Origin of the sequence: Nocardia jinanensis (genome assembly GCF_014645735.1) — a bacterium.
Taxonomy (GTDB): domain Bacteria; phylum Actinomycetota; class Actinomycetes; order Mycobacteriales; family Mycobacteriaceae; genus Nocardia; species Nocardia jinanensis.
Map to the genome: position 1 here is coordinate 1 of NZ_BMMH01000006.1, position 22,555 is coordinate 22,555.

Sequence of the window (22,555 nt, forward strand, 5' to 3'; positions counted from 1 at the left end):
GCCGCAGCCTGATCTCATCACCGGGACTCATCTCCCGGGCTTGACATCTTCATTGGGAAGCTCCTCGGGTGATAGGTGAAGCGACGCGGACGGGCCGGGCTCAGTCCCACCGGACATTGATCGACGTCGGCTGGCGGAAGTTGGCGCCCCGGATCGCGAGCGGCTCGGCGTCCTCGTCGGCACGCAGGTTCGGAAGCTCGTCGAGCAGGAGGTTCAGCGCCTTGCTCATCTGCAACTTGGCGAGGTTCATCCCCATGCACGTATGCGGCCCGAAACCGAAGGCGATATTGGGCTTGTTCATCGTGCGGTGGATGTCGAAGGTGTCCGGGTTCGGCCAGGCGTCGGGGTCACGCAGGCCCGAACCTTTGACGATCGTGACACCGGAGCCTTCCGGGATGGTGACGCCGCGGACCTCGACGTCGCGCGTCGTGGTGCGGGCGGCGACCATCGACACCGGCTCGAACCGGGTGCCCTCGGTGATCGCCTTCGGTACCAGATCGCGGTCGGCGCGCACCTGGGCGAGCACCTCGGGGCGATCGAGCAGCAGAACCAGGACATTGCCGAAGGAACGGGTCGTCGTTTCGGCCGCCGCCGGCAGCAGTGAGCGAGTGAACACGACCACCTCGTCGTCGGTGAACGTCTCCCCGTCGACCTCGACCCGCAGCAGGTGCGAGATGAGACTGTTGCCCGGTGCTCCCTCCGCGCGGCGCCGCCGCACGATCGGCAGCAGGTCGTCGTACAGGCCCTTGACCGCTCCGATGGCCCGCTCGCGGTTCGCCGCCGCCTGTTGTTTCTTGGCGGGATCGGTACTTCCGAAGCCGAGCAGGATCATCAGGGCCTTGGTCTGGAAATCGTAGAACTTCTCCTCGTCGTCGGCGGGGAACCCGAGGATCTCGTAGACGATCCGGACCGGGAAGTTGACGACGAACTCGGTGAGGTTCGCGCGACCACCCCGCCCCGCGAGCTCCGCGACCATCCGTCTCAGCACCGGCTCGACGGTGTCGGTGCCCCAGGAGTCGAAGTTCTGTCGGCCCAGACCGGGCATCAGGAGCTTGCGCAGACGCGAATGTTCCTCCCCGTCCACGCCGGTGACCACCTTGCCGAGCAGTGGACGGAACGCGGCGGAAACGGCTTCGCTCGTGAAAGTTTCGGAGTCCTTGAGCAGGGTCAGGCAGTCCTCGAACTTGAAGACCGAGTAGACGTCGCGCTCGCCGTTGAACCCCCCGGCCATCGACGGTGTCCCGAACTCCGCGAGCACGTCACCGTGGTGCACCGGTTCCTTCCGGCGGTACTCCGCGAACACCGGATAGGGATTGTCGACGGATCCGGCGCTGAATGCCTCACTGATCTCGGCCATCAGCTGCGCCGGTGTCGGTGCCTCGTTCACTTCAGCGGTCATTCGGGTCATTCCTTCGTGTTGATCGGGGCGAGCGCCATCGCGCGCGACGGCCCGACGGTCGCGAGTTGCCGGGTGATGCCCCCATCGACCGTGATCACCTGGCCGGTGACATACGACGAGAGGTCGGACCCCAGGTAGAGCACTGCGTTCGAGATGTCACGCGGGCGGCCCAGGCGCTGGATCGAGCAGTTCGGCTCGAACATCTCCTTCACCTGGGCGGGGAACGATGCGAGCCGGTCCTCGCCGACGATCAGGCCCGGTGCGATCGCGTTGCACCGCACGCCCTGGGGGCCGTACTGGACGGCGATGTGCTGGGTGAGCGAGTTCAGCGCGCCCTTGCCCGCGGCGTACGCCGTATTGCGGATATCGCCCCGCAGCGACTGGCCGGACGAGATATTGACGATGGATCCGCCGCCGCCGGCGATCATCGCCGGAACGGCGTGCTTGCACAACAGCATCGGTGCGGTCACATTGATCGAAGTCGAGATCTCCCACAGTTCGCGCGTGGTGCCGAGCAGGTCCCCGTCCTGGGGGGACAGATACGTCGCTCCCGCGTTGTTGTCCAGGATGTCGAGCCGGCCGAACGTGGACATGGTGCGGCCGATGATCGATTCCGCGGTCTCCTCGGCCGTGATGTCCCCGACGACGGATACCGCCTCGTGCCCCGCCTCCGTCAACTCCCCGGCGATCTCGTCCACTCGACTGGTGGCCAGGTCGGTGAGAACGAGCCGGGCCCCCTCCTGCGCCAGGAGGCGCGCGGTGTCCGAGCCGATGACCCCGCCCGCGCCCGTGACGACCGCGACCTTGCCCTCCAGAAGACCCACGACAACTCCTCACCGGGCGCATGCCCGTCCACGACTGGCGTAACTCACCTCACCGCCTGACGAACATATTAGACAGATAATGCACAGTTTGCGCAATACCCATTAACTCAGCACATCCCGCCTGCCGGTCGATCGAGCGACGTCAAAATGTGACAGACATCTCTCGGAAGCCTTGACACACGTAACATTCATGACACAAACTGTTCCACCAATGAGAGACGTCTCTCACATTTTCCGGAGGTTGCTGGGTATGACATTGCGGTCGGTCCAGAGCGCCGAGAGCGGGCTCGTGCCCGCAGTGACACGACCACTCGGAGCTCTTCTACACGACGGCCGCCGGGGTGCCGTCCGCCGTACCCGGCTCCACAACGACGCCCCCTGCTGGGACGCCGCGGAGGGACGGACCGTCGTGGCGGCCGCACGCGCGGCCGCCCTCGCCGGTAGCACGACCGACGCCCGTGTCCTGGTCGCGACCATGGTCGCGACGGTCGCCTACGCGGAACTCGGCGCGCGCTCGGCACCGTCGGTACTGGCCGGGCACCCGGCGACCGCGGCATTCGATACCGCGAGCATCGCCACCTGGCTCCGCGGTATCACCGACACCGTCGCCGATTCCGGTGCCGACCTGTACGCCGAGGCACGGCTGCTCGCGGAAGCGGTACTCGCCCACCCCGATACAACCGAAGGAGTGCTCGCCGAGGCCTGGATCGCGGTGTGCGGCCTCACCCTGCTCGAGGAACTCGCCGAATCGTCGGCGACGCCCGATGCGGAGGCCCGCCTGATTCAACGGACCGTGGCGACCACGGTGGTCGCCCGGCGCCTGGCGCCCGAGGCGCGGATCGCTCGGCTCACCGGGGTCGACCGCCAGACACTGGCCCAGTGGCGACGCTTCGGACCACCGTCCCCGGACATCCGCGGTCACCACATCTCGGCCCCCCTGTGCGCAGCGCTCACCGGTATGACGGGGCCGCAGTGGCGGGCCCTCTACGCGAGCGGGCGCGTGCCCGATGCCCACGACGACACCCACGGCATCCTCAGCTGGGACGAGGGCGAGGTGCTGCGCTGGGCCACCGCCCACTCCGGAGAGGACTGCCGGCGCCGATGTTGCCACCACCAGCCGGTCGCGGCCCGGGTCGCGGTGGCCGCCGGGCCGGCCGCGACCGCGCGCGGAGCGGTAGCGAGCGGAACAGTGCGACCCGTTCGGCTCGTCCTCGTGCGATGACGACCGTCGAGTCGCTGGGCCGCCGCGAGCAGAAACGGTTCGTGCTGCGCCGGACGGTCCGCGACACCGCCTGGCGGCTGGTCGCCGAACACGGGTACGACACCGTCACCGTCGATCAGATCGCCACCGGCGCCGGCATCTCCGTGGCGACCTTCTACCGTCACTTCACCAGCAAAGAGGGAGTGCTGACCCGCCGCTGGCTCTCGCCGGAGCGTCTGGCCCAGCTCGAACCCGAACTGGACCGCGACCACGGGCTGGCACGCGTCGTGGCGTCTCTCTTCGAGGCCTACGTCGGTGCGGTGGCGGGCTACCAGGTCGACCTGATGACCCGGCTGAAAGTGATCCACCTCGACCCCGGGCTCCAGCTCGCCATGGCCCGGGGCCGGAGCGAGGACGCACAGACCCTGGCGGCCCTCTTCGCAGAGGTCACCGGTCAGCCACCGGAGAGCCTCGCCATGCGATTGGCCGCATCCCTCACCAGCAGCGCTCGCATCGCCGCCATGTCCCGATGGGCCGAGCTCGACGGACGCCCGGCGCTCGGCATCCTCCTCCGCGAGGTCGCCGAGACGCTCGCGCCGTCACTCGATCGGTGCGAAACGGCGATCAGCACCTCAGCGCATACCTCTGTCGGCGGCCGCACCACCTGACGCCGCACCGCCGACGACGGGACTCATCGCAGCCGCCGGCTCAGCGATGGTGGCAGACCGAGGGGAATCCGCCCGGTCGGTCAAGCGTCGAACCGCAAGATCTTCCGGGCGTTCAGCTCGGTGATCTTGTGGCAGTCCTCGTCGGAAAGGTCCGCGAGTGTCTCCGCCGCTCGTTTGCGGCTGTTCGGCCAGTTCGAGTCCGAGTGCGGGTAGTCGATCTCGAGCATGACCCGGTCCGCCCGGATACCGCCGGGGCCTCCGAGGTTCTCGATACCGTGCACATCATCGATGAAGCAGCCCCAGAAGTGCTCGTAGAACAGGTCCGACGGGCGCGTGTTCTTGTCGATGTCCTGGTACCAGCGGTGCCGCTCCCAGGTGTAGTCGGCTCGTTCCAGAACATAGGGGAACCAGCCGATGCCGCCCTCGGCGAGGATGAACTGCAGCCCGGGGTGCTTCTGCAGCCGACCGGAGAAGAGCAGCTCGACGGAGGACCACATCAGGTTGCTCGAAAAGAGCGTGATCGCGACCGCGTACGGCACATCGGAGGTCTTGGCCGCCTCCGCGGAACGACCGGCGGCGCCGGTGGCCGTGGTGAACGGGAAGCCGGGCACGAATCCGCCGGATCCGAAGTGCAGGCTGATCGGCATTTCGGTCGCCTCGCACACATCCCACAGCGGAGTCCAGTGCTCGTCACGGAAGCCGGGCAGGCCGAGCGGTATCGGATTGTCGGGGAAGCTGATCGTGCGGCAGCCCTTGGCCGCCAATCGCTCGACCTCTTTCACAGTGGCGTCGATATCCCAGACAGGCAGGATGCCGAGGGGGATCAGCCGGTCCGGGTGCGCGGCGCACCACTCGTCGATATTCCAGTCGTTCCACGCCTTGATGCAGAGTTCGGCGAGTTCCTTGTCCTTCGCCCGGTGGAAGACGCCTCCGCCGAAACCCGGGAAGGAAGGGAAGCACAGTGCCGCATGCACACCGTCCAGATCCATATCGGCGACGCGTGCGTCCGGTTCGTAGCAGCCCGGGATCATGTCCTGGTACCGGACGGGTTCCATGCCGAAGTCCTTGGGCTCGCGGCCGGCCACAGCGTTGACGCCGATATAGGGGAAGAGGGCGCCCTCGTACTTCCAGGTGTGGTTGCCTTCGGCTGTCGTGATGATCTGCGGGGCGGTGCCCTGGTACTTCGCCGGGAGGCGATCCTGCCAGACCCGCGGGTGCTCGATGACGTGGTCGTCGACGGAGACGATCTTCATATAGTCCTGCAGTGGCACGTCAGCCCCTCCTCGAGGTATGAATGAGACACTTATCGTATCTAATGTTCCATTCAGGCGAAACCCGCACGAGAGGTCAGGTGGCCCTATGACGATGCCTCCGAGCAGCGCAGCTCCCCCAGGCTCACCCTCCGAGGAGGAAGACGACCACGACCTGCTGACCTACGGAATCGCGGGCGACCGGCTCCGCGGGGAGATCGCACTCGAGACCGGCCGCCTGGAGGCCGCGCTGACGGCCGGGAAGAACGACGCCGCGGACAGTGCGAGGTCCCGGATCCGGGATCTCGAGGCCGCATTACAGCGGCACGTTGCCGCGCGCGACGGCGAGTTCAACGAGAAGCGTTTCTTCGGCGAGCATTTCGAAAGCGACCCGCGGTGAGCGCCGTCGGCTTCCTCGGTGCCGGCCGGATCGGCGGCCCGATGGTCGAGCGGCTGCTCGCGGCCGGACGGGAGGTCCACCTCTACGCTCGCCGCCCCGAGGTCCGGGAGAAGTACGCCGGCCTCGGCGCGATCGTCAGCGATACGGTCGCCGGGGCCGTAGGCAACACCACCATCGTCCTCACCTGCGTATACGACGACACGCAGTTGCGTGCGGTGACGCTCGGCCCCGATGGCGCCCTCGCACACATACCGGCGGGCGCACTGCTGGCCAGCCACACCACCGGCCTCCCCGCGACGCTCGACCGGATCGCCGCCACCGCGGCCCGCCGCGGCGTCGACGTCGTGGACGCGTCGTTCAGCGGCACGGCGGTCGATGTGCTCGCCGGACGGCTGACGATCATGCTCGGCGGGACCGACGACTCCGCGGCGCGGGTGATCCCGCACCTGGAGTGCTACGCGGACACCATCGTCCGCACCGGCGAGCGCGGCTCGGCGCTGAAGGTCAAATTGCTCAACAACCTGCTCTTCACCGCCCACGCCCAGTTGGCCGCCGACGTGCTACGGCTCGGCGACGAATTCGGCATCGACCGCGCCCGGATACTCGAGGCGCTCGCAACGAGCAGCGGCGCGAGCGCCTTGATCACTCGGCTGCGAGCCTCACCCGACCCCGGTGCCGTATTCGACCGGATCATCCCGTATTTGACCAAGGATTTCGCCGCGGTCCGCACGGCAGCGGAGGATCTCGGCGTGGCGCGGGCGACCGTCGAGGCCGGGCCGCTCCCGCTGACCTGATCCTCATACGTCACGCGGGCGGCTCGTCGCCCAGCACCGGCGGGAGCTCGTCGTCGGCCCAGCCGCGCTGCACGAAGGCGAGGCGACCGCCGGCGAGCATCATGGCGGTGAACATCTGCAATTCCACGATCTCTTCGACGGTGAAATGCTCGGCCAGGCCGGCGTAGGTGGCGTCGTCGACGCCCAGCCAGTCCACACAGAAGAGGTCGGCGTATCGGAGGGCCGCGCGCTCCCGCGGCGTGAACTGCTGGTCATCCGGTGAGAGACAGGCGATCTCGTCCTCGCTCACCGTGTCGCTTTTGCGCGCCGCCCGACAGGTCCGGCACCGGGTGAACGCCGCGATGCGCAGACGCACGAGTTCCCGGAGCCGCTCGTCGAGCAGAGCACCCTCGTTCAACGCGGCGAGGAGGCGAACCCACGCAGTCGCGGCTTCCGGACGGCGGGCCCAGATCTGCACCGGCAGGGTGCTGCTCAGGGTCCGCGCCGCGACCCGGCCGTCGATCTCCTCCCGAAGCGCGGACGGCAGCGCGTCCAACGGGAGCGGGCTGATCGCGGGCACCGGGTCAGCCGACCTCGGAGAGCACAGCGATTCCGCCGCGCCGGACCCTGCGGGAGGTGAGCTCGAGCGCCTCGGCGACCCGGACAGTCGGGTAGTCCCCGCGCATCCCGCCACAGGTCGGCCTCCGGAGTGCCGAACCGCCGTGCGCGGTAGCCGGGTTCGCGTACGAGGTGCCGACAGACAAACCCGAGACCGGCACCACCGCCGCATTCGATCCACTCACCGCGCGGTCAGCTCCGCCTGAGTACGACCGGGACGGTCTTGTAGTCGTGAACCAGCACGGACGGGTTGCGTACCGGCTCGGTGGCAAGATCCCACCCCGCGAACCGTTCGGCCAGCCCCTCGACAGCGATGCGAATCTCGGCGCGCCCCAGGGCCAAACCGATACAGCGGTGCAAACCCCAGCCGAACGAGAGGTGCTTGTGCGCGTCTTTGCGCGTGATATCGAATGTGTCCGCGTCCGGCCACACATCTTCATCACGGTTCGCGGCCCCGTAGAGCATCACGACGAAGTCGCCCGCCGCGATCTCCTGGTCGCGGATCACTACGGGTTCGGTTGCTCGCCTTCCGAAATGGGTGACCGGGCTGACCCACCGCAAGAGCTCCTCGGTCGCACCCGGCGCCAAGGACGGATCCGCGACCAGCCGCTCCCACTGACCAGGATCCTCGGCGAAGGCCACCATGGCACCGGAGAGGGTATTGCGAGTCGTCTCGTTACCCGCGGCCAGCACCGAGAAGCAGACGGCCAACTGGCTGGCTTCCGGCAGCGGTTCGCCGTCCATGACCAGCTTCGTCACGCTCGACATCAGGTCGCTGCGAGGGTTCTGCCGACGCTCCGCCAGGCTCTGCGTCAAATAGCCGTACATCTCCTGCATATCCACGGCCGCCTGCGCGGCTTCGGGGCTGCCTTCGACAAGCCCGCCGCCGATAAAGGCCATGAAGGAGTCGCTCCAACGCCTCAAATCGTCCCAGTCCGCCTCCGGAATTCCCAGGAACTCCCCGATCACCTGAACCGCGAGCGGGGCCGAAACCGCCTCGACGAAGTCGACGGGTTCTCCGTCCGGCAGCCGGTCGAGCAGTTTGTCGACGATCGAGCGCACGCCTGGTTCCAGGTCCACCATCAGCTTCGGCGCGAACGCCGTACCGACGAGGCGGCGAAAGGCCGTGTGGCCCGGCGGATCACTCATGAACCCGCCGCCTGTCTGCTGGGCACCGCCGGGATCGCGCTCGTCGATACGGCCCGACCGGCGCGCCTCGGGGATATGCAGACCCTGGGTGGTGGTGAAGGGCGGGTTGGGCCGCAGTTCGGCCCAGGTGATGTCCTCGTGCTTGGACAGCGCCCAGAACTGACCCGACTCACACCAGAAGACCGGCGCCTCCCGCCGCAGCCTTGCGTACGTCGGATACGGGTCTGCCAGGAAGAACGCCGGGTCGTCCAGCCGTGCTTCCGCAGCGAGGTCGCCCATGATCGGGTGAGTCTCCATTATCTCTTTCCTTTTCTCGTGCAGATCGGCGACGAGCGACAGCCGGCGCGGACATGCCTGCCTTCAGCAGACCCGCCCGGCCAGGAACATCACGGCCGACTCGGCACATCTCGGTCACGATCTCCACGAGAGAGCTAGGTCACATATTGATAAGTTAATTATATACATCAGGACCTCTCGCCGGGTCAACCGAAATCTGCGGGAACCATCGACCCGAAGCGTGAGCCCGCCGCCCAACCGGCCCGGAAGCGATGGCGCCATAGCGGACCCACCGCGCCGAAGCCCTTCCACATCACCCGCCATATGTTAATTTATCGGTGGGTTAATTTTCACGAATCGACAGCGAGGTGTGTGACAGGATGCGCGACCGGAAAGTGCTCGTTGTCGGCGCGTCCCGCGGCATCGGCCGAACCATCGCCCAGCATTTGGCCAGGTCGGGCGCCCACGTCGCCCTCGCCGGCCGCAGCACCGAATTACTCGCCGAGACCGTCCGGGAACACCCCGACCGAACTGTCGCCATCGGTTGCGATGTCGGCGACGCCGACGAGTGCGCCACGGCGGTCGGCCGAGCGGCGGAGGACCTGGGCGGGCTGGACGCCCTGGTCTACGCCGTCGGTGCGTTCCGGTTCGGCGAGATGGCCGATACGTCGGCCGCGGATTGGCACGCTGTCTTCGACACCAATGTGATCGGCGCCGCTCTGGTCACCCAGGCCGCGCTCCCCCATCTGAAAGCCGCTGGGGGCAACGCCATCTATCTGTCGTCCGACTCCGCCCTGCACCAGCCGCCCTGGGTCGGCATCGGCCCCTACATCTGCAGCAAGGTCGCACTGGAGCGGATGGTGCAGTGCTGGCAGTACGAGAATCCCGATATCGCGTTCAGCACCCTCGCGATCGGTCCCACCGCGAGTTCGGTCCGCGAACGGCAGCCCGAGGGCGCCCGATTCGGCGCGATCTGGCAGGAGAAGGGTCAGATGAACGGCCGCCAGCTCGATCCGTCGGAACACGCGGCGATGGTCGCTCACATTCTCGCCAGTCCCGCCCGGATCGGTACGGTCACGATCGTTCCGCGGTGACCGAGGGTCAGCCGAGGTACTTCTCGAACACATCGCCCGATCGCAACTGCGCGGGCGTCCCGGCAAAGGTCAGTTCACCCTGGGCCAGCACGTAGGCGTAGTCGGCCGAGTCGAGCACTCGGCCGATGAACTGGTCGACGACCAACAGCGCGGTACCTCCGGCGGCCAGCCGATCCAGGAAACCGAAGACTGTCTCCACCACCTGGGGCGCCAATCCCAGCGACGGCTCGTCCACGAGCACCACGCGCGGATCGGTCGTATAGGCACGGGCGAGTGCGAGCATCTGTTGCTCACCGCCACTGAGACTGCCGGCTGTCTGTCCCAGTCGTCGGCCCAGGATCGGGAAAGCCTCGGCTGCCTTCTCGACGGCGTGCGCCGCACCGCTGCCCCGGACCTGGAGCACCAGGTTCTCCCGGACCGACAACGACTTGAATACCGCCCTGCCCTCGGGGATCAGGCATACGCCCCGCCTCGCCCGACGGGCCGGGTCCTCCGGCGTGACGTCCGCTCCGAATACGCTGACCCGCCCGCGCGAGACCGGGTTCAGCCCGGCGGCCGCGCGCAGCACTGTCGTCTTCCCCGCGCCGTTCGCGCCCAGGAGCGCGACCACTGATCCGGTGGGCACCCGCAATGAGATATCGCGCAGCACGGTGGTGTTCCCGTAACCGCTGGTGATATCGGCCAGTTCGAGAGCCGCGACTCCGCTATCCATGATCTGCCTCCACAGGCAATGCCCGCGGCAGCGCCGGGGCGGCGTCGGTACCCAGATATGCCGCCTGCACCACGGGGCTGTCCCGCACCTGCTCCGGCGTGCCCTCGAAAATCAGCTCACCGAAGTCGAGAACGTAGATGTAGTCGCACAGTTCCATGACCAGCGACATATCGTGCTCGACGAGCAGAATCGCATCGCCTCGCACCTCGTTGATCTCACGCAGCAGCCGGGCGAACCGAGCCCGTTCCGCCCGGTCCAGCCCCGCGGACGGCTCGTCCAGCAACAAGACGTCGAACCGGCCGGCCAGGCAGCGGGCCAACTCGACCAGTCGGCGATCACCGGTGGACAGCTCCCCGGCGAGCCGGTCGGCCAGATGCTCGAGACCGCACAGCGCCAGCGCCCGGCGCGTCGCCGTCGCGATCTGTACGCGGTCCGCGGGCCGGCTCAGCAGCTGCCACAACGGGTTCGCGCCACCGATCGCCGCCTCCCGGCCCAGGCCGACGTTCTGCTGGACTGTCAGCGAATCGCCCAACTCGATGTGCTGGAAGGTCCGTCCCAGCCCGAGCCGCCCCCGGACGGCCGGCCCGCGGTCGGTGACATCGCGGCCGTGCAACCGAATTCTCCCCGCGGCGGGCCGCACCAGTCCGGTACAGGCGTTGAAGGTGGTGGTCTTACCCGCGCCGTTCGGCCCGATAAGGCCGGTGATCCGCCCCATCGGTGCGCGCAGGGTGAGGTTGTCGACAGCGATCAGGCCACCGTGCCGCACGGTGAGGCCGGAGATCTCCAGCGCCGGATCCCCCGCGGCGGCCGGGTGCACACCGCGCGGTGTCACCGGCTCGGGCTGCTCCCCTGCCGGAGCGGCGGAGGCTGCCGGTCGGCGGAACGCGAAACGTTCGAAGAACCGCTGCACCGCCGGTGGTGTACCGGGCGCACCACCCTGCACAGCCACCAGCACAGCGAATCCCCCGAAGGCCACGTTCAACCAGTTGGTGGCGTCCGCGGAGGTGAAATAGATGGGGACGATCGCGACACCTGCCGCCGCGACGAACGCGTACCAGGGCGCCCCGAACGGCGCCAGCGCCAGCACGGCCAGCAACACCAACGATTGGAATGAGGGATAGGACTCGGCAGTCGCGGTGGTCAACAGCACGCCCAGCAGGGCTCCGGCGACCGAGGCGAAGAACGCCGAGATACAGAACACCAAGACCCTCGTCACCCGCAGATCGAGACCCGATGTAGCGATCGCGACCGGGGAATCGGCCATCCCGCGGCCCAGGCGGCCCAGGCGGGTCTCGGTGAGTACCACGACGATCACGGCGGTGAGGACGACGACGCCGAGAACAACGTAGTAATAGGAGCGGTCGTCCTGGGCGAACGACGGATACGGCATCAGCCGGCCCAGCGGGTCGGTGGTGAACATCCAACCCAGCGGGTAGACCATGTACTCCACAGCGACGCCGAACCCGAAAGTCGCCAGGGCCAAGTACAGCCCGGACAGCCGGCTGGCCGGGACGGCCAGCAACGCGCCCACCGGCACCGCTACCAACCCTGCCGCGAGCAGCGCCAGCAGCCAGGGCCAGCCGTGGTCGACCGTGAGCTGGGAGAAGGAGACAGCGCCGACGGCGGCGAACGCCATATGTGCCAGCGACACCTGGCCCGAGGTCCGGACCAGCAGGCCCAGTGACAGCAGTAGCATGACCTGGATCAGGCCGTTCGTATAACTGGCGATGTCATATCCGACGATCCAGGGCAGCAGCACGAGCAGAGCCGACAGGCCGAGCGCGGCCACAATTCGCACGCCGGGCGGTGCTCGCCACGGCACCCGCAACTGCGCGCGTTCGGCACCCTCCGACACCAGCTTGCGGCGCGGCAGAACCAGTAGGACGGCGAACAATACATAGAACGGCAGGGCCGACGGGAACCCGGCGAGGACCGCGTCGAACGAAGCCCATTTGGTGACCAGTGCGGCGACGATTCCGATGACACAGCCACCGAGGTAGGCGACCGGCAGGCTGGCGAACGCGCCGATGGCGGCCGCCCCGAATGCCTGCACGATCAGGTAGGTCAGCACGACGGCGTCGAGGCTGATGTTCGGCGCGATCAACACGCCGGCCAGCAATGCCAGCACGGTGCCGATCATCCAGGCGATCCGGCGCACGGTCGCGGGGTTGCGGCCGGTCAGGGCCAGCAGTTCGGCATCGTCGACCACACCGCGCATCGCCTTTCCTGTCACCGTTCGCCGCAGGAACAGGTACAGCAGGATCGCGGCGGCCACACCCACCGCGACAGTGATCACCTGCGCCCAGCTCACCGCCGCGCCGAACACCTCGAATGTCCGGGTCGGCAGGAACTGCGGAACGGTGACCGAACCGGCCGGATACTTGATCGTGGCCAGCCCCTGGACGACCAGGATGATGCCGATCGTGCCCACGACCTTGAAGACGGTGCCGGCCGTGGCCAGCCGGCGGGCAAGCAGTTCCATGCCCACGCCGAGAATCGGACCCAGCACGCCGACCACGACCAGGACGGCGAGCCACCACGGCCACCCGTTGGTGACATAGAGCCAGTAGAAGAAGTACGCGCCGGTGGCCGCCAACGCGCCGTGCGCGAAGTTGAACAATCCCGACGTCTTGTTGGTCAGTACCAGGCCCAGTGCGGCCATACCGTAGATCGAACCGCTGGTCAGGCCCAGGATCACGAAGGGGAGATAGCTGTTCATCTCAGGCCGCCACATCCACACAGCGGGGGCTCATACCATTCGGGACGACGTACCGGCCGTTGTCTATGCCCGCCTCGTAGAAACAGTGGAGTGCCGGTTGTGGCCCTTCACCGGCATTGAAGCCCCCCAGATCATTCGGGAGCAGGCCGCCGAGGTTCTCGCCGTGCAACGCCGCCATCGCGGCTAGCGCCCCGGCCGCGGTCGGTTCGGCGTCGGTTTCGGTGATCGCCTTCCGGAAGACCTCGAGGGCAGCGAATGACGCCACCGAGGCGAAACTGCGCCAACTCGCCTCGGGCACGTAGGTGTTCTCCAGCTTCTTGTAATCGGTCAGGGCGGGATGGTCGGCGAACCACGGCAACGTATAGCTGCTGCCGAACACCTGTAGCCCAGGAATGCTGAGCAGGGCGGGGTCCCAGGCGAGGGTGTCGACCCCGTATTTCGGCTGGTAGCCCTGCTGCCGGCAGTCTCGTATGACTCGAGTCGCCACCTGCATCGGCAGACCCAGTTGCACGTAGTCGACACCGTTCTGTTTCAGGGCCAGACACTGCGCGGCATAACTGGGGGCGGCGGCCGTCACCTTGATCGAGCCGAAGTAGTCCAGACCCAGCTTCGGTGACACGGTCGACCAGATACTCGACACATCACAGGCGGGCGATTCCGCACAGATGAGACCGCCCCATTTCTCGGCGCCACTCGCCTCGGCGGTTACCGCTTTGGCGATTACCGAGTTCGGGACCGTCAGGCTCAGCGGAAAATACACCGGGCTCTGTGTCCACTTGGGTGTGTTCGTGATCGCGGCCACGTTCGGGATCTTGCGTTGCGCGAGAATCGGTTCGGCTCCGTCGCTGACCGAGGAAAAACTGCCGACCAGCGCGATCACTCTGTCCTTGTTGACGAGTCGGCGTACGCGGTTGACGCCGGTCGCGGCCGTGGAGCCGTCGTCGGCCACGATCACCTCGACGTGGCGGCCGTTGATCCCGCCCTGGGTTTCGTTGACCCACGCTGCCCACCCCCGGGCGAGATCCGGCAGGCCCTTGCCGGTCACCGCGAGCGCCCCCGTCTCACTCACGACCACTCCGATGACGATGTCGTTCGCGTTCCTGCCCACGCCGCTTCCGCATCCCGCAAGTAGTACGGCGGCTCCGGTCACGCAAGCGACGGCCCCATAGCTCTTGCGAAACCATCGTCCGACTCGAGAGAGAGTCCGCATTCGAATCACCTGCGCCCAACCGTGTCGGCTCGAGAGCCGAGCAGAAAAGATTTTGTATGACTGATTAATTAGTGTGCAGCAACTTCTCCGCACTGTCCGGTCATTGGCGATATTCGGCGGGGCTCAGGTCACGGCACCGTTGATCTTCAACTCGATGAGCTTCGCTTCGTCGTATCCCAGCTCACGCAACAGTTCGTCGGTGTGCTCGGCGAACTGCGGCGCCCGGCGCAGCGCCGGCGGCGTGCGGTCGAAGTGAACGGGGCTGGCGACCAGTTCCCGGGGATGACCGTCGGCATCGTCGACGGTCACGATGCAACCGTTGGCCCGAAGCTGCTCATCCCGGCCTACCTCGACGCTGTTCTGCACGGGCGCCCACTGCCCCTCCAACGTGGCGAACGCCGCGACCCATTCCTCGAAAGTGCGACCCGCCAACTCTTCCCGCAGGATCTCGGCCGCTTGTGACGCGTTGGCCATCAGCCCCTCGGTGGTGTCGAAACGGGGGTCCTCGGCGAGGTCCAACCGGTCGATGTGCCGACAGAAATCCCGCCAGTAGCGTCCCGGCTGGAGAAAACTGATGTTGATCCACCGGCCGTCCGCGGTCCGGTAGTCACCGGCCAGCGGGTTCGTCGGGGCCGTGGCCGGTCCGTCGCTCAACGGCGCGACCGGCCGAGTGGTGCCGGTGAGCAGCGAGATATCCACCGCCAGACCCATCGCCCAGGCGCCGACGCTCAGCAATGACACGTCCAGCTCCGACGGCTCGCCGGTCCGCCCCCGGGCGAACAGCGCCGCCGCGATCCCGCCCGCGATCGTGGTACCGCCGATCGTATCCCCGTAGGCCGGGCCCGGCATCGACAAGGTGCGCGGGCTGTCCGCCGGTGTCACACCGGCACTGCTGCCCATCCGCGCCCAGTACACATTCGAGTCGAACCCACCATGGGGCGCCTCGGGCCCGTTGTCACCGAACGCGCTGGCACGCACATAGATGATCTGCGGATTCACCCGGCGCATCTGTTCGACGTCGATCTTCAATCGCGCGCGGGAGTCCGGTAGGAAGTTCGTGATGAACACATCGCAGGACCGCGCCAGGTCGTCGAGGACCTCTCGCCCACCCGGCGTGCCGATATCCAGGCCGATACTGCGCTTACCGCGGTTGGAGTGTTCCATGATCGGATGGAACGAGCCTTCGGACTGGCCGTTCCAGCCGGTGCGCAGCCCACGTTGCGCGTCACCGGTCTCGGCGTGCTCGACCTTGATGACATCGGCTCCCCAGTCCGCCAGCACCGCGCCGGCCACCGGCGCGAAGGTGAATTGGGAGACCTCGAGTACTCGAACACCCTCCATTGGGCGGTGGGACATGGCCAACTCCTAGGGTCGCGAACATCCGGCGTGTCCCGGATACTATTTAACTGTATAATTGATTATGTCGCGTCGCTCACGAGAACGGAGAAAGAGGCAGTGCACCAGTACAAGGGCCTCTATATCAACGGTGACTGGTCGGTCGCCCAGGGAGCCGTCGCCGAGGTGGTCAATCCGGCGACCGAGGAGATCATCGGCACCGTCCCGATCGGCGGGGCCCGCGAGGCCGAGTCGGCGATCGCGGCAGCGCGCGCAGCATTCGACAGCGGCCCCTGGCCGCATCTGACACCGCAGGAGCGGTGCGATGTACTCGACCGTTTCTACGCTCTACTGGCGGCGCGTCAGGACGAGCTCGAAGAACTCATCGTGGCCGAATGCGGAGCGACGAAGGCGCTGGCCCGGATCGCACACATCGGGATCGCCATGGACCATTTCCGGTTCGCCGTGGACGAGGCGCGCCGACGCGAAGCGATCACCCCGGTCGCGCCCCTGGTCAGCGCCGGGCCCGGTGGCCGCGGCGTGCTCGGCTCGGCGGTCACGATCCGCGAACCGGTCGGGGTGGTCAGCGCCATCACCGCGTTCAACTACCCGTTCCTCATCAATCTGGCCAAGATCGTGCCGGCACTCCTGATGGGCAACACGCTCGTACTGAAGCCCTCGCCGTACACGCCGCTGCAGGCGCTGGTCCTCGGCGACCTCGCCACCGAAGCCGGAATACCACCCGGCGTGCTCAACATCATCACCGGCGGTACCGAAGTCGGCCGGGCTATGACGTCCGACCCCCGGGTGGACATGGTGACCTTCACCGGCTCGGAGTCCGTCGGCGCCACCGTGATGGCGCAGGCGGCGCCGACCATCAAACGCGTGCACTTGGAGCTGGGCGGTAAATCGGCCCTGATCGCTTGCGAGGACGTGGATATCGAGCAGGTCGCCACGCAGGCGGCGACGGGTTTGGTCGTCCAGGCCGGACAAGGCTGCGGTCTGTGTTCCCGGCTGCTCGTCCACCGTTCGATCATGCCCTCGTTCATCGAGGTGGCGAAGGCAGTTCTGGAGAGCGTTGTCGTCGGGGATCCCGCGGACCCGGCGACACAGATGGGTCCGTTGATCGGAAACGAGCAGCGCACCAGGGTCACGGACATGGTGGACGCGGCGGTCCGCGACGGCGCGACGGTGGTCACCGGCGGGGGCCGGCCGCCACATCTGGCCAAGGGATTCTTCTACTCGCCCACACTGCTGACCGATGTGGACAACCGGGACGCCATCGCGCAGGACGAGATCTTCGGTCCGGTGGGAATGGTGATCGGCTTCGATACCGACGACGAAGCGGTCGCGCTGGCCAACGAGTCCCGGTACGGCCTGTCCGGCGCAGTCTGGTCCGCGGATTCCGGACGTGCGTTCGCACTGGCCCAGCGGCTGCGCACCGGCGCGGTGCGAGTCAACGGCGGTAGCGCCGTAGAGGTCCCGTGGGGCGGCTACAAGCGCTCGGGCATCGGCCGCGAGTACGGCGCCGAGGGCTTGGACGAGTACACCGAAATCAAATCGATCACCTACCGGTCCTGACCAGAAGCGAGCGAACAGATGCGATTGGAAGGCAAAGTTGCCATCGTCACCGGGGCGGGTCAGGGCATAGGGAAGACCTACGCACGACGGTTCTTGGACGAGGGCGCCCGGGTGGCGATCGTGGACATCGACGCCGGCCGCGGTGAATCGGCCGCCGCCGAGCTCGCGGACTCGGGCGAGGTGGCCTTCGTGCAGGCCGATATATCCGCCGAGGAGTCCACCGAGAATTGCGTCCGCCAGGTCGTCGAGCGGTTCGGGCAGGTGGACGTCCTGCTCAACAACGCGGGCATCTACTACGACATGGACTACGGCGATCAGAGCTACGAATACCTCAGGCAGGTTTTCGATATCAACTGTTACGGCGCCTGGCTGATGTCCAAGGCCGCCACGCCGCATCTGGTCGAACGCGGTGGCGGCTCGATCATCAATGTCTCCTCGACCGGTGCGTATCTGTACGTGAAGAACTCCCCCACCGAGTTCTCCGGAATCAGCTCCTACGCCTACCCCTGGAGCAAATGGGGCGTGGTCGGCCTGACCAAGATGTCCGCCGGCGAACTCGGCCGGTGGGGTATCCGGGTGAACTGCATCGCACCCGGTGTCACGGTATCGGAAGCGACCAGGAAACAGGTCCCCGAGGACCGCATCGCCGCGATCACCGCGATGAGCGCGCTCAAGCGCACGCTCACTCCCGAGGACCTCACCGGCACCGCAGTGTTCTTCGCCAGCGAGGACTCGGCACTGGTCACCGGACAGATGCTGTGTGTCGACGCCGGTGTCGTTATGCCGGGCTGATGGGCCGGGACGTACAATAGAACTAGTAACTGACCAATTAATACGTCTCGACCGACACGTCATGGGCGATGCGTCGGCCGACACCGGCAGATCAGGAGTACAGACGGTGCCACCAGGTAAAGGCCCAGGCCGGCCGACCGGATCAGTGGGGGATGCCACGCGTCGTCGAATCATCTCCATCGCCATGAAGCACATCGGTGAATACGGTTACGCGAAGGCGACACTGAACAATATCGCCGAGGACGGCGGGTTGACCAGTGGCGCGGTCTACTACTATTTCAAATCGAAGAAGGCGCTGGTGAGCGCCGTTATCGCCGAGGTGACCGGCCAGTTGCTGGAGCGGTTCGAACGAGCCGTCACGAGGGCGGACGACCTCCAGGGCAAACTGATCGCCATTCTCGAGGAGACCATCGCGGTCACCGACGAGATGCCCGATCTCGCCAAGTTTTCCGTCAGCGTTCGGGTCGACGGCCCCCGTTACCCGGAGTTACGACGCGCACTCGGCCACTCGACCAACAGCTATTACGAGTTCTACAAGAGCATCATCGAGCAGGGAGCTGCCGCCGGTGAGCTCAAACCGGGCATAGACCCCCGCGATGTGGCGGATATGTTCGGCATCATCAGCTTCGGCGTGACGATGCTCACTGTCGAGGTGCCCGGTGAGCGACACCGGTCGGCGATCCGCACCATCGAGAAGCTCCTCACCGAGGGCGTCTTCGTCCCGATGTCCGCGGTCATGAAAACGGAACCCGCGGCCGGCTGAGATCGGCGGACTCCCGCCGAACCTTCCGCGCAGACCGTGGGAGCGCGCGGATGCGCGCTCCCACAAACCATCTGACAACCATTGACATCTGTTACCCAAATAATTAAATTGCTGACTAATTGATTTGACGAAGGTGGAGGACGGTGCCGATGGCTCAGGTGATCCGCAACAACGACTTCTCCCTCGACGACGCGCAGGAAGCCCTGCGCGATACCTTCGCGTCCTTCTTCACCAAGGAATGTCCGACCACGCGCGTGCGGGCCGCGGAGCCATTGGGATTCGACACCCAACTGTGGCGCCGCACAGTCGAACTGGGCGCGACGTCGATGGGAATCCCGGAACAACTCGGTGGTGACGGTGCCGGTCTGCTGGACCTGGTCCTGGTGGCGGAGGGGTACGGCAGCGCCCTGGCACCCGTTCCGTTCATCGAGGCAGCGGTCGCCGGCCGGCTCCTGGCCGCCGCCGGTGATCACCGGAGCCGGCCATGGCTGGACGAACTGCTCGCCGGCCGGCGCATCCTCACCGTCGCGCTGCACGAAATGCCCGCCGGGGAACGTCAATTGGTTCCGGCCGGCGCCGTATGCGACGCGGTGATCGCCCTCGACGGCGCGGCGTTGGTGCTACTGGCCGATCCGGACGCACCTCCCCCGGTTCCCAATCAACCGTGCGCGCCACTGGCGTGGTGGACCACCGGGGGCGAACACGCCACCCGTATGGTGCTCGCCGAAGGCGCCGACGCGCGGGCCCATTTCCGTCGCGCACACAGGGAGTGGAAACTTCTCACCGCGGCCGCGCTGATCGGTCTGGCCGATGAAGTACTCGGTCGCGCCGTGGAGCACGCGAAAACCCGCGACGCGTTCGGTGTCCCCATCGGGAGTTTCCAAGCGGTCTCGCACCCGCTGGTCGACGTGCTGACAGGTGTCGAATCGGCCCGCAGATTGATCAGGAAAGCAGCCTGGTTCGCCGACCACGAACCGGCGGAGGCGGCGCGGCTGGTATCGATGGCGTGGGTCTACGCGGCCGAAGTCGCGACCGAAGCGGTGACGGTCGGCCTGCACGTGCACGGCGGCATCGGCTTCACGATGGAATCCGATATCCAACTGTTCTTCCGGCGGGCCAAGGGCTGGGCGACGATCGCCGGCGATCCCCGCCGGGAGCTCCAGTCCCTTGCCGCCATCCTGATCGATCAAGGCGGACGGTGAACCGATGGACTTCGCGACGATAACCCTCGAGCCCGGAACTCGGGCATTCCGGGAAGAAGTAGTGCGATTCCTGGACGAGCACCTCACCGACGAGGTTCTGGAAGCGGAGCGGCGCACCGGCAATGGGCACCACCCGCCGTTCCATGCGGCGCTGGGTGAGCGCGGCTGGATCCTGCCGATGTGGCCGGTCGAGGAAGGCGGCGCCGGGCTCGACCCGCTACGTGCCCGTGTCCTGGCGCTGGAACTCGCCTGGCGAGGGTCGATGTCGGTGTCGATCTCCCGGCTGATCACCACGACGGTCGCGCTCGGACTTCGGGCCTGGGCCAGCGCGGAGTTGAAGCAGGAAGTCCTGCCCGGGGTCGCCCGCGGCACTGTGCTGATGTGCCTGGGCTATACCGAGCCCGGCTCGGGGTCCGATATGGCGGCCGCGAAGACCAGGGCGATCCGCACAGACGACGAGTGGGTGATCCGCGGCCAGAAGATGTTCACCACCGGCGCCCAGAACGCCGACTACGTATGGCTGCTCACCCGCAGCGACCCCGATGCCCCGAAGACCAAGGGGCTGACCATGTTTCTCGTGCCGCTCACCCTGCCCGGCGTCGAGATCACCCCGATCCGCACGCTCGGCGGCGAACGGACCAACACTGTCTACTTCGACGATGTGCGGGTCGCCGACCACTATCGGGTCGGCCCGGCCGGTCAGGGCTGGCAGGTGGTGGCCGGCGCGCTGGACGCCGAGCACCGGATGGGCCGGATCGAGGACCGGGGTATCGGCGACGACGGCAACCTGGGTACCTGGCAGGGACTCGTCCACCGGCTGACCGACGCCGGTCTCCGGTGGGCGGCCACCGCGCGGCATCCGGACGGCACCCCGGTGATCGATGATCCGCTCGTGCGGGAACGGCTGGCCCGGGTCGCGCTCGACGCCGAGGTGTCCTTCCTGCCGGGTGGTCCGATGAGCAAGATCTCGACTGCCCAGGCGTTGATCCGGAGCGCGGCCGATCTGGTCGACCTGTTCGGACCCGCCGGCATTCTGCCCGCCGGCGCGGACGGCGCGGTGTGCGACGGTGAAATCGAGCTGCTGCACCGCTTCGCGCAAGGCACCGCCATCTACGGCGGCTCGATCGAGATATTCCACAACCTGCTGGCCGAACGCTCGCTCGGACTGCCACGAGCCCGTCTCCGGCCGGCCTGATCGCGGCCGGAGGCGAGCTGCTGCTCGAAAGGAGCAAGATGGACGACTACGAGACGCTTCGCTATGCCGAACGTGACGGGATCGCCTGGGTCACGCTCAACCGGCCCGACGTGCTCAACGCCATCGATACGGTGATGCAGCGCGAACTGACCGCGGTGTGGCGGACGCTGCGCGCGAGCGACACGATCGGGTGCGTGGTGCTGACCGGAACCGGCGAACGCGCGTTCACCACCGGGCGGGACCGCTCGGAAACACTCGCGGCCACCGAAGCACTGGCGGCGGACGAACCGGGCCGGCGCAGCGGGTTCGACTCGACCGTGTTCCACCCTGACGCCGACGATCACCGGTTCGGGCCGAAGTCGTCGAACCTGTGGATCCCGGTGGTGACGGCCGTCAACGGAATGGCGTGTGGCAGCGCCTCCTTCTTGCTCGGCGAATCGGACATCATCATCGCTGCCGACCACGCGACGTTCTTCGATCCGCACGTCACCTACGGTCTCACCGCCGCCTATGAGTCCGTGCAATTGGCGCACCGGATGCCCTTCGGCGAGATCAGCCGGATGGCGCTACTCGGCAGTCACGAAAGGCTGTCCGCCCAGCGCGCACACACCATCGGCCTCGTATCCGAAGTCGTACCGGCCGATGAACTCACCGAGCGCGCCGGCTGGATCGCGGCGACCATCGCGTCACAACCGCGTCTCTCGGTACAGGCGACCGTCCGGTCGCTGTGGATGGCCCGTGAACTGACCCGTGCCCAGGCGCTCGATATGGGCTGGTCGATGATCGCCCTGGGAAACCGGCCCGAGCAGCGCGAAGAGGGCCTGCGCACTTTCGCGGCGGGCCGACGAATTCCGTGGAGGTTGCGGTGAGCGAACAGGAAAAGGCATTCGGCGGGTGGAGTTTGCCCGTCGAAGCAGGTCATGTGATGCAATTCGCACGCGCGATCGGCGACCCCAATCCGATCTATTCGGATATCGAGTACGCCCGCGAGACCGACCTCGGCCACACGATAGCGCCGCCTACCTTCACCATGGCCGCAGCGCATTTCGATCCCGACTGGCCGCTGCGTCCCAGGCCGGGCCGGCCGTGGCTCGGCTCGGGCCGGACACCGAGCGGAACGGCCGAGCCCGGCGCCGAGAGCGATGGCGAACCCGTAAGCGGGGAGGTGCGGCTACACGCGGAACAGCATTACGAGTACCACCGTCACGTGGGCCCCGGCGACGTGCTCACCGCGACCGAGCGCCCGGGCCGGAACTGGCAGAAGGACGGGCGGCGGGGTGGCCATATGCACTTCTCCGAAACGATCATCGACTACCACGATCAGAACGGTGACCTCGTGATCACGGCACGTCGCGTCGGGGTCCGCATCGAACGATCGGGAACGGACGGCTGAT

General features: G+C 67.0%; 22 protein-coding genes. 12 read left to right on the top strand and 10 right to left on the bottom strand.

Features of this window, described 5'->3' with window-relative positions; genetic code table 11:
• Window positions 1-100 precede the first annotated feature (100 nt).
• Complete coding sequence (locus IEY68_RS15480) at window positions 101-1,399, bottom strand: cytochrome P450 (protein WP_058856792.1); 1,299 nt, start codon at window positions 1,397-1,399, stop codon at window positions 101-103.
• A 5-nt stretch (window positions 1,400-1,404) separates the two neighbouring features.
• The gene (locus IEY68_RS15485) at window positions 1,405-2,223 is read right to left on the bottom strand and encodes an SDR family NAD(P)-dependent oxidoreductase (RefSeq protein WP_058856791.1); all 819 of its coding nucleotides are present in this window, start codon (window positions 2,221-2,223) and stop codon (window positions 1,405-1,407) included.
• A 250-nt stretch (window positions 2,224-2,473) separates the two neighbouring features.
• Here IEY68_RS15485 and IEY68_RS15490 point away from each other — a divergent pair, with 250 nt between their 5' ends.
• Together IEY68_RS15490 and IEY68_RS15495 are read left to right on the top strand one after the other, a co-directional pair.
• The gene (locus tag IEY68_RS15490; RefSeq protein ID WP_058856790.1) at window positions 2,474-3,445 is read left to right on the top strand and encodes a hypothetical protein; all 972 of its coding nucleotides are present in this window, start codon (window positions 2,474-2,476) and stop codon (window positions 3,443-3,445) included.
• Window positions 3,442-4,092 (top strand): TetR/AcrR family transcriptional regulator, encoded by a 651-nt coding sequence (locus tag IEY68_RS15495; RefSeq protein ID WP_058856789.1) that lies wholly within the window; start codon window positions 3,442-3,444, stop codon window positions 4,090-4,092. Before IEY68_RS15490 ends, IEY68_RS15495 begins: the two co-directional genes overlap by 4 nt.
• Before the next feature lie 80 nt (window positions 4,093-4,172).
• Here IEY68_RS15495 and IEY68_RS15500 read toward each other — a convergent pair whose 3' ends face one another.
• Entirely contained in the window at window positions 4,173-5,363 is a 1,191-nt protein-coding gene (locus IEY68_RS15500) for an amidohydrolase family protein (protein WP_058856788.1), read from the bottom strand.
• A gap of 88 nt (window positions 5,364-5,451) precedes the next feature.
• On the opposite strand from IEY68_RS15500, the gene IEY68_RS15505 reads away from it, so the two are divergent.
• Window positions 5,452-5,742: a hypothetical protein gene (locus IEY68_RS15505; RefSeq protein WP_082681635.1), complete on the top strand. Its 291-nt coding sequence runs from the start codon at window positions 5,452-5,454 to the stop codon at window positions 5,740-5,742.
• Window positions 5,739-6,536 (top strand): NAD(P)-dependent oxidoreductase, encoded by a 798-nt coding sequence (locus IEY68_RS15510; protein ID WP_082681634.1) that lies wholly within the window; start codon window positions 5,739-5,741, stop codon window positions 6,534-6,536. Before IEY68_RS15505 ends, IEY68_RS15510 begins: the two co-directional genes overlap by 4 nt.
• A 10-nt stretch (window positions 6,537-6,546) precedes the next feature.
• Here IEY68_RS15510 and IEY68_RS15515 read toward each other — a convergent pair whose 3' ends face one another.
• Genes IEY68_RS15515 through IEY68_RS15520 form a run of 3 tightly spaced genes read right to left on the bottom strand, consistent with a single transcriptional unit; the run spans window position 6,547 to window position 8,561 of the window.
• Entirely contained in the window at window positions 6,547-7,095 is a 549-nt protein-coding gene (locus IEY68_RS15515) for a carboxymuconolactone decarboxylase family protein (RefSeq protein WP_199805003.1), read from the bottom strand.
• A 4-nt stretch (window positions 7,096-7,099) separates the two neighbouring features.
• A complete protein-coding gene (locus IEY68_RS36230; RefSeq protein ID WP_199805002.1) occupies window positions 7,100-7,318 on the bottom strand; it encodes a hypothetical protein in 219 nt (72 codons plus the stop codon).
• A 7-nt stretch (window positions 7,319-7,325) separates the two neighbouring features.
• The gene (locus IEY68_RS15520; RefSeq protein ID WP_156426397.1) at window positions 7,326-8,561 is read right to left on the bottom strand and encodes a cytochrome P450; all 1,236 of its coding nucleotides are present in this window, start codon (window positions 8,559-8,561) and stop codon (window positions 7,326-7,328) included.
• Window positions 8,562-8,938: 377 nt separating this feature from the next.
• Here IEY68_RS15520 and IEY68_RS15525 point away from each other — a divergent pair, with 377 nt between their 5' ends.
• The gene (locus IEY68_RS15525) at window positions 8,939-9,652 is read left to right on the top strand and encodes an SDR family oxidoreductase (protein WP_058856785.1); all 714 of its coding nucleotides are present in this window, start codon (window positions 8,939-8,941) and stop codon (window positions 9,650-9,652) included.
• Window positions 9,653-9,659: 7 nt separating this feature from the next.
• On the opposite strand, the gene IEY68_RS15530 is transcribed toward IEY68_RS15525, so the two are convergent.
• The 4 genes from IEY68_RS15530 to IEY68_RS15545 form a co-directional block, all read right to left on the bottom strand.
• Window positions 9,660-10,364 (bottom strand): ABC transporter ATP-binding protein, encoded by a 705-nt coding sequence (locus tag IEY68_RS15530; protein ID WP_058856784.1) that lies wholly within the window; start codon window positions 10,362-10,364, stop codon window positions 9,660-9,662.
• On the bottom strand, window positions 10,357-13,083 hold the full coding sequence (locus IEY68_RS15535; RefSeq protein ID WP_062999535.1) for a branched-chain amino acid ABC transporter permease/ATP-binding protein: 2,727 nt from the start codon (window positions 13,081-13,083) through the stop codon (window positions 10,357-10,359). The genes IEY68_RS15530 and IEY68_RS15535 overlap by 8 nt, the downstream gene beginning before the upstream one ends.
• Window position 13,084: 1 nt before the next feature.
• Window positions 13,085-14,293, bottom strand: coding sequence for an ABC transporter substrate-binding protein (locus tag IEY68_RS15540; RefSeq protein WP_082681633.1), 1,209 nt, complete (start codon window positions 14,291-14,293; stop codon window positions 13,085-13,087).
• Window positions 14,294-14,416: 123 nt separating this feature from the next.
• Entirely contained in the window at window positions 14,417-15,649 is a 1,233-nt protein-coding gene (locus IEY68_RS15545; RefSeq protein ID WP_229718810.1) for a CaiB/BaiF CoA transferase family protein, read from the bottom strand.
• Window positions 15,650-15,748: 99 nt separating this feature from the next.
• Here IEY68_RS15545 and IEY68_RS15550 point away from each other — a divergent pair, with 99 nt between their 5' ends.
• The 7 genes from IEY68_RS15550 (at window position 15,749) to IEY68_RS15580 (ending at window position 22,554) form a co-directional block, all read left to right on the top strand.
• Window positions 15,749-17,209, top strand: a complete 1,461-nt coding sequence (locus tag IEY68_RS15550) for an aldehyde dehydrogenase family protein (protein ID WP_062999298.1) — start codon at window positions 15,749-15,751, stop codon at window positions 17,207-17,209.
• Window positions 17,210-17,227: 18 nt separating this feature from the next.
• Complete coding sequence (locus IEY68_RS15555) at window positions 17,228-18,001, top strand: SDR family NAD(P)-dependent oxidoreductase (RefSeq protein WP_058856781.1); 774 nt, start codon at window positions 17,228-17,230, stop codon at window positions 17,999-18,001.
• A gap of 61 nt (window positions 18,002-18,062) precedes the next feature.
• The gene (locus IEY68_RS15560) at window positions 18,063-18,764 is read left to right on the top strand and encodes a TetR/AcrR family transcriptional regulator (RefSeq protein ID WP_082681632.1); all 702 of its coding nucleotides are present in this window, start codon (window positions 18,063-18,065) and stop codon (window positions 18,762-18,764) included.
• Window positions 18,765-18,913: 149 nt separating this feature from the next.
• On the top strand, window positions 18,914-19,966 hold the full coding sequence (locus IEY68_RS15565; RefSeq protein WP_058856779.1) for an acyl-CoA dehydrogenase family protein: 1,053 nt from the start codon (window positions 18,914-18,916) through the stop codon (window positions 19,964-19,966).
• Window positions 19,967-19,970: 4 nt separating this feature from the next.
• Entirely contained in the window at window positions 19,971-21,161 is a 1,191-nt protein-coding gene (locus tag IEY68_RS15570) for an acyl-CoA dehydrogenase family protein (protein WP_058856778.1), read from the top strand.
• A gap of 38 nt (window positions 21,162-21,199) precedes the next feature.
• Window positions 21,200-22,030, top strand: a complete 831-nt coding sequence (locus tag IEY68_RS15575) for an enoyl-CoA hydratase/isomerase family protein (protein WP_058856777.1) — start codon at window positions 21,200-21,202, stop codon at window positions 22,028-22,030.
• Window positions 22,027-22,554 (top strand): FAS1-like dehydratase domain-containing protein, encoded by a 528-nt coding sequence (locus tag IEY68_RS15580; protein WP_229718811.1) that lies wholly within the window; start codon window positions 22,027-22,029, stop codon window positions 22,552-22,554. Before IEY68_RS15575 ends, IEY68_RS15580 begins: the two co-directional genes overlap by 4 nt.
• The last annotated feature ends 1 nt before the right edge of the window (window position 22,555 follow it).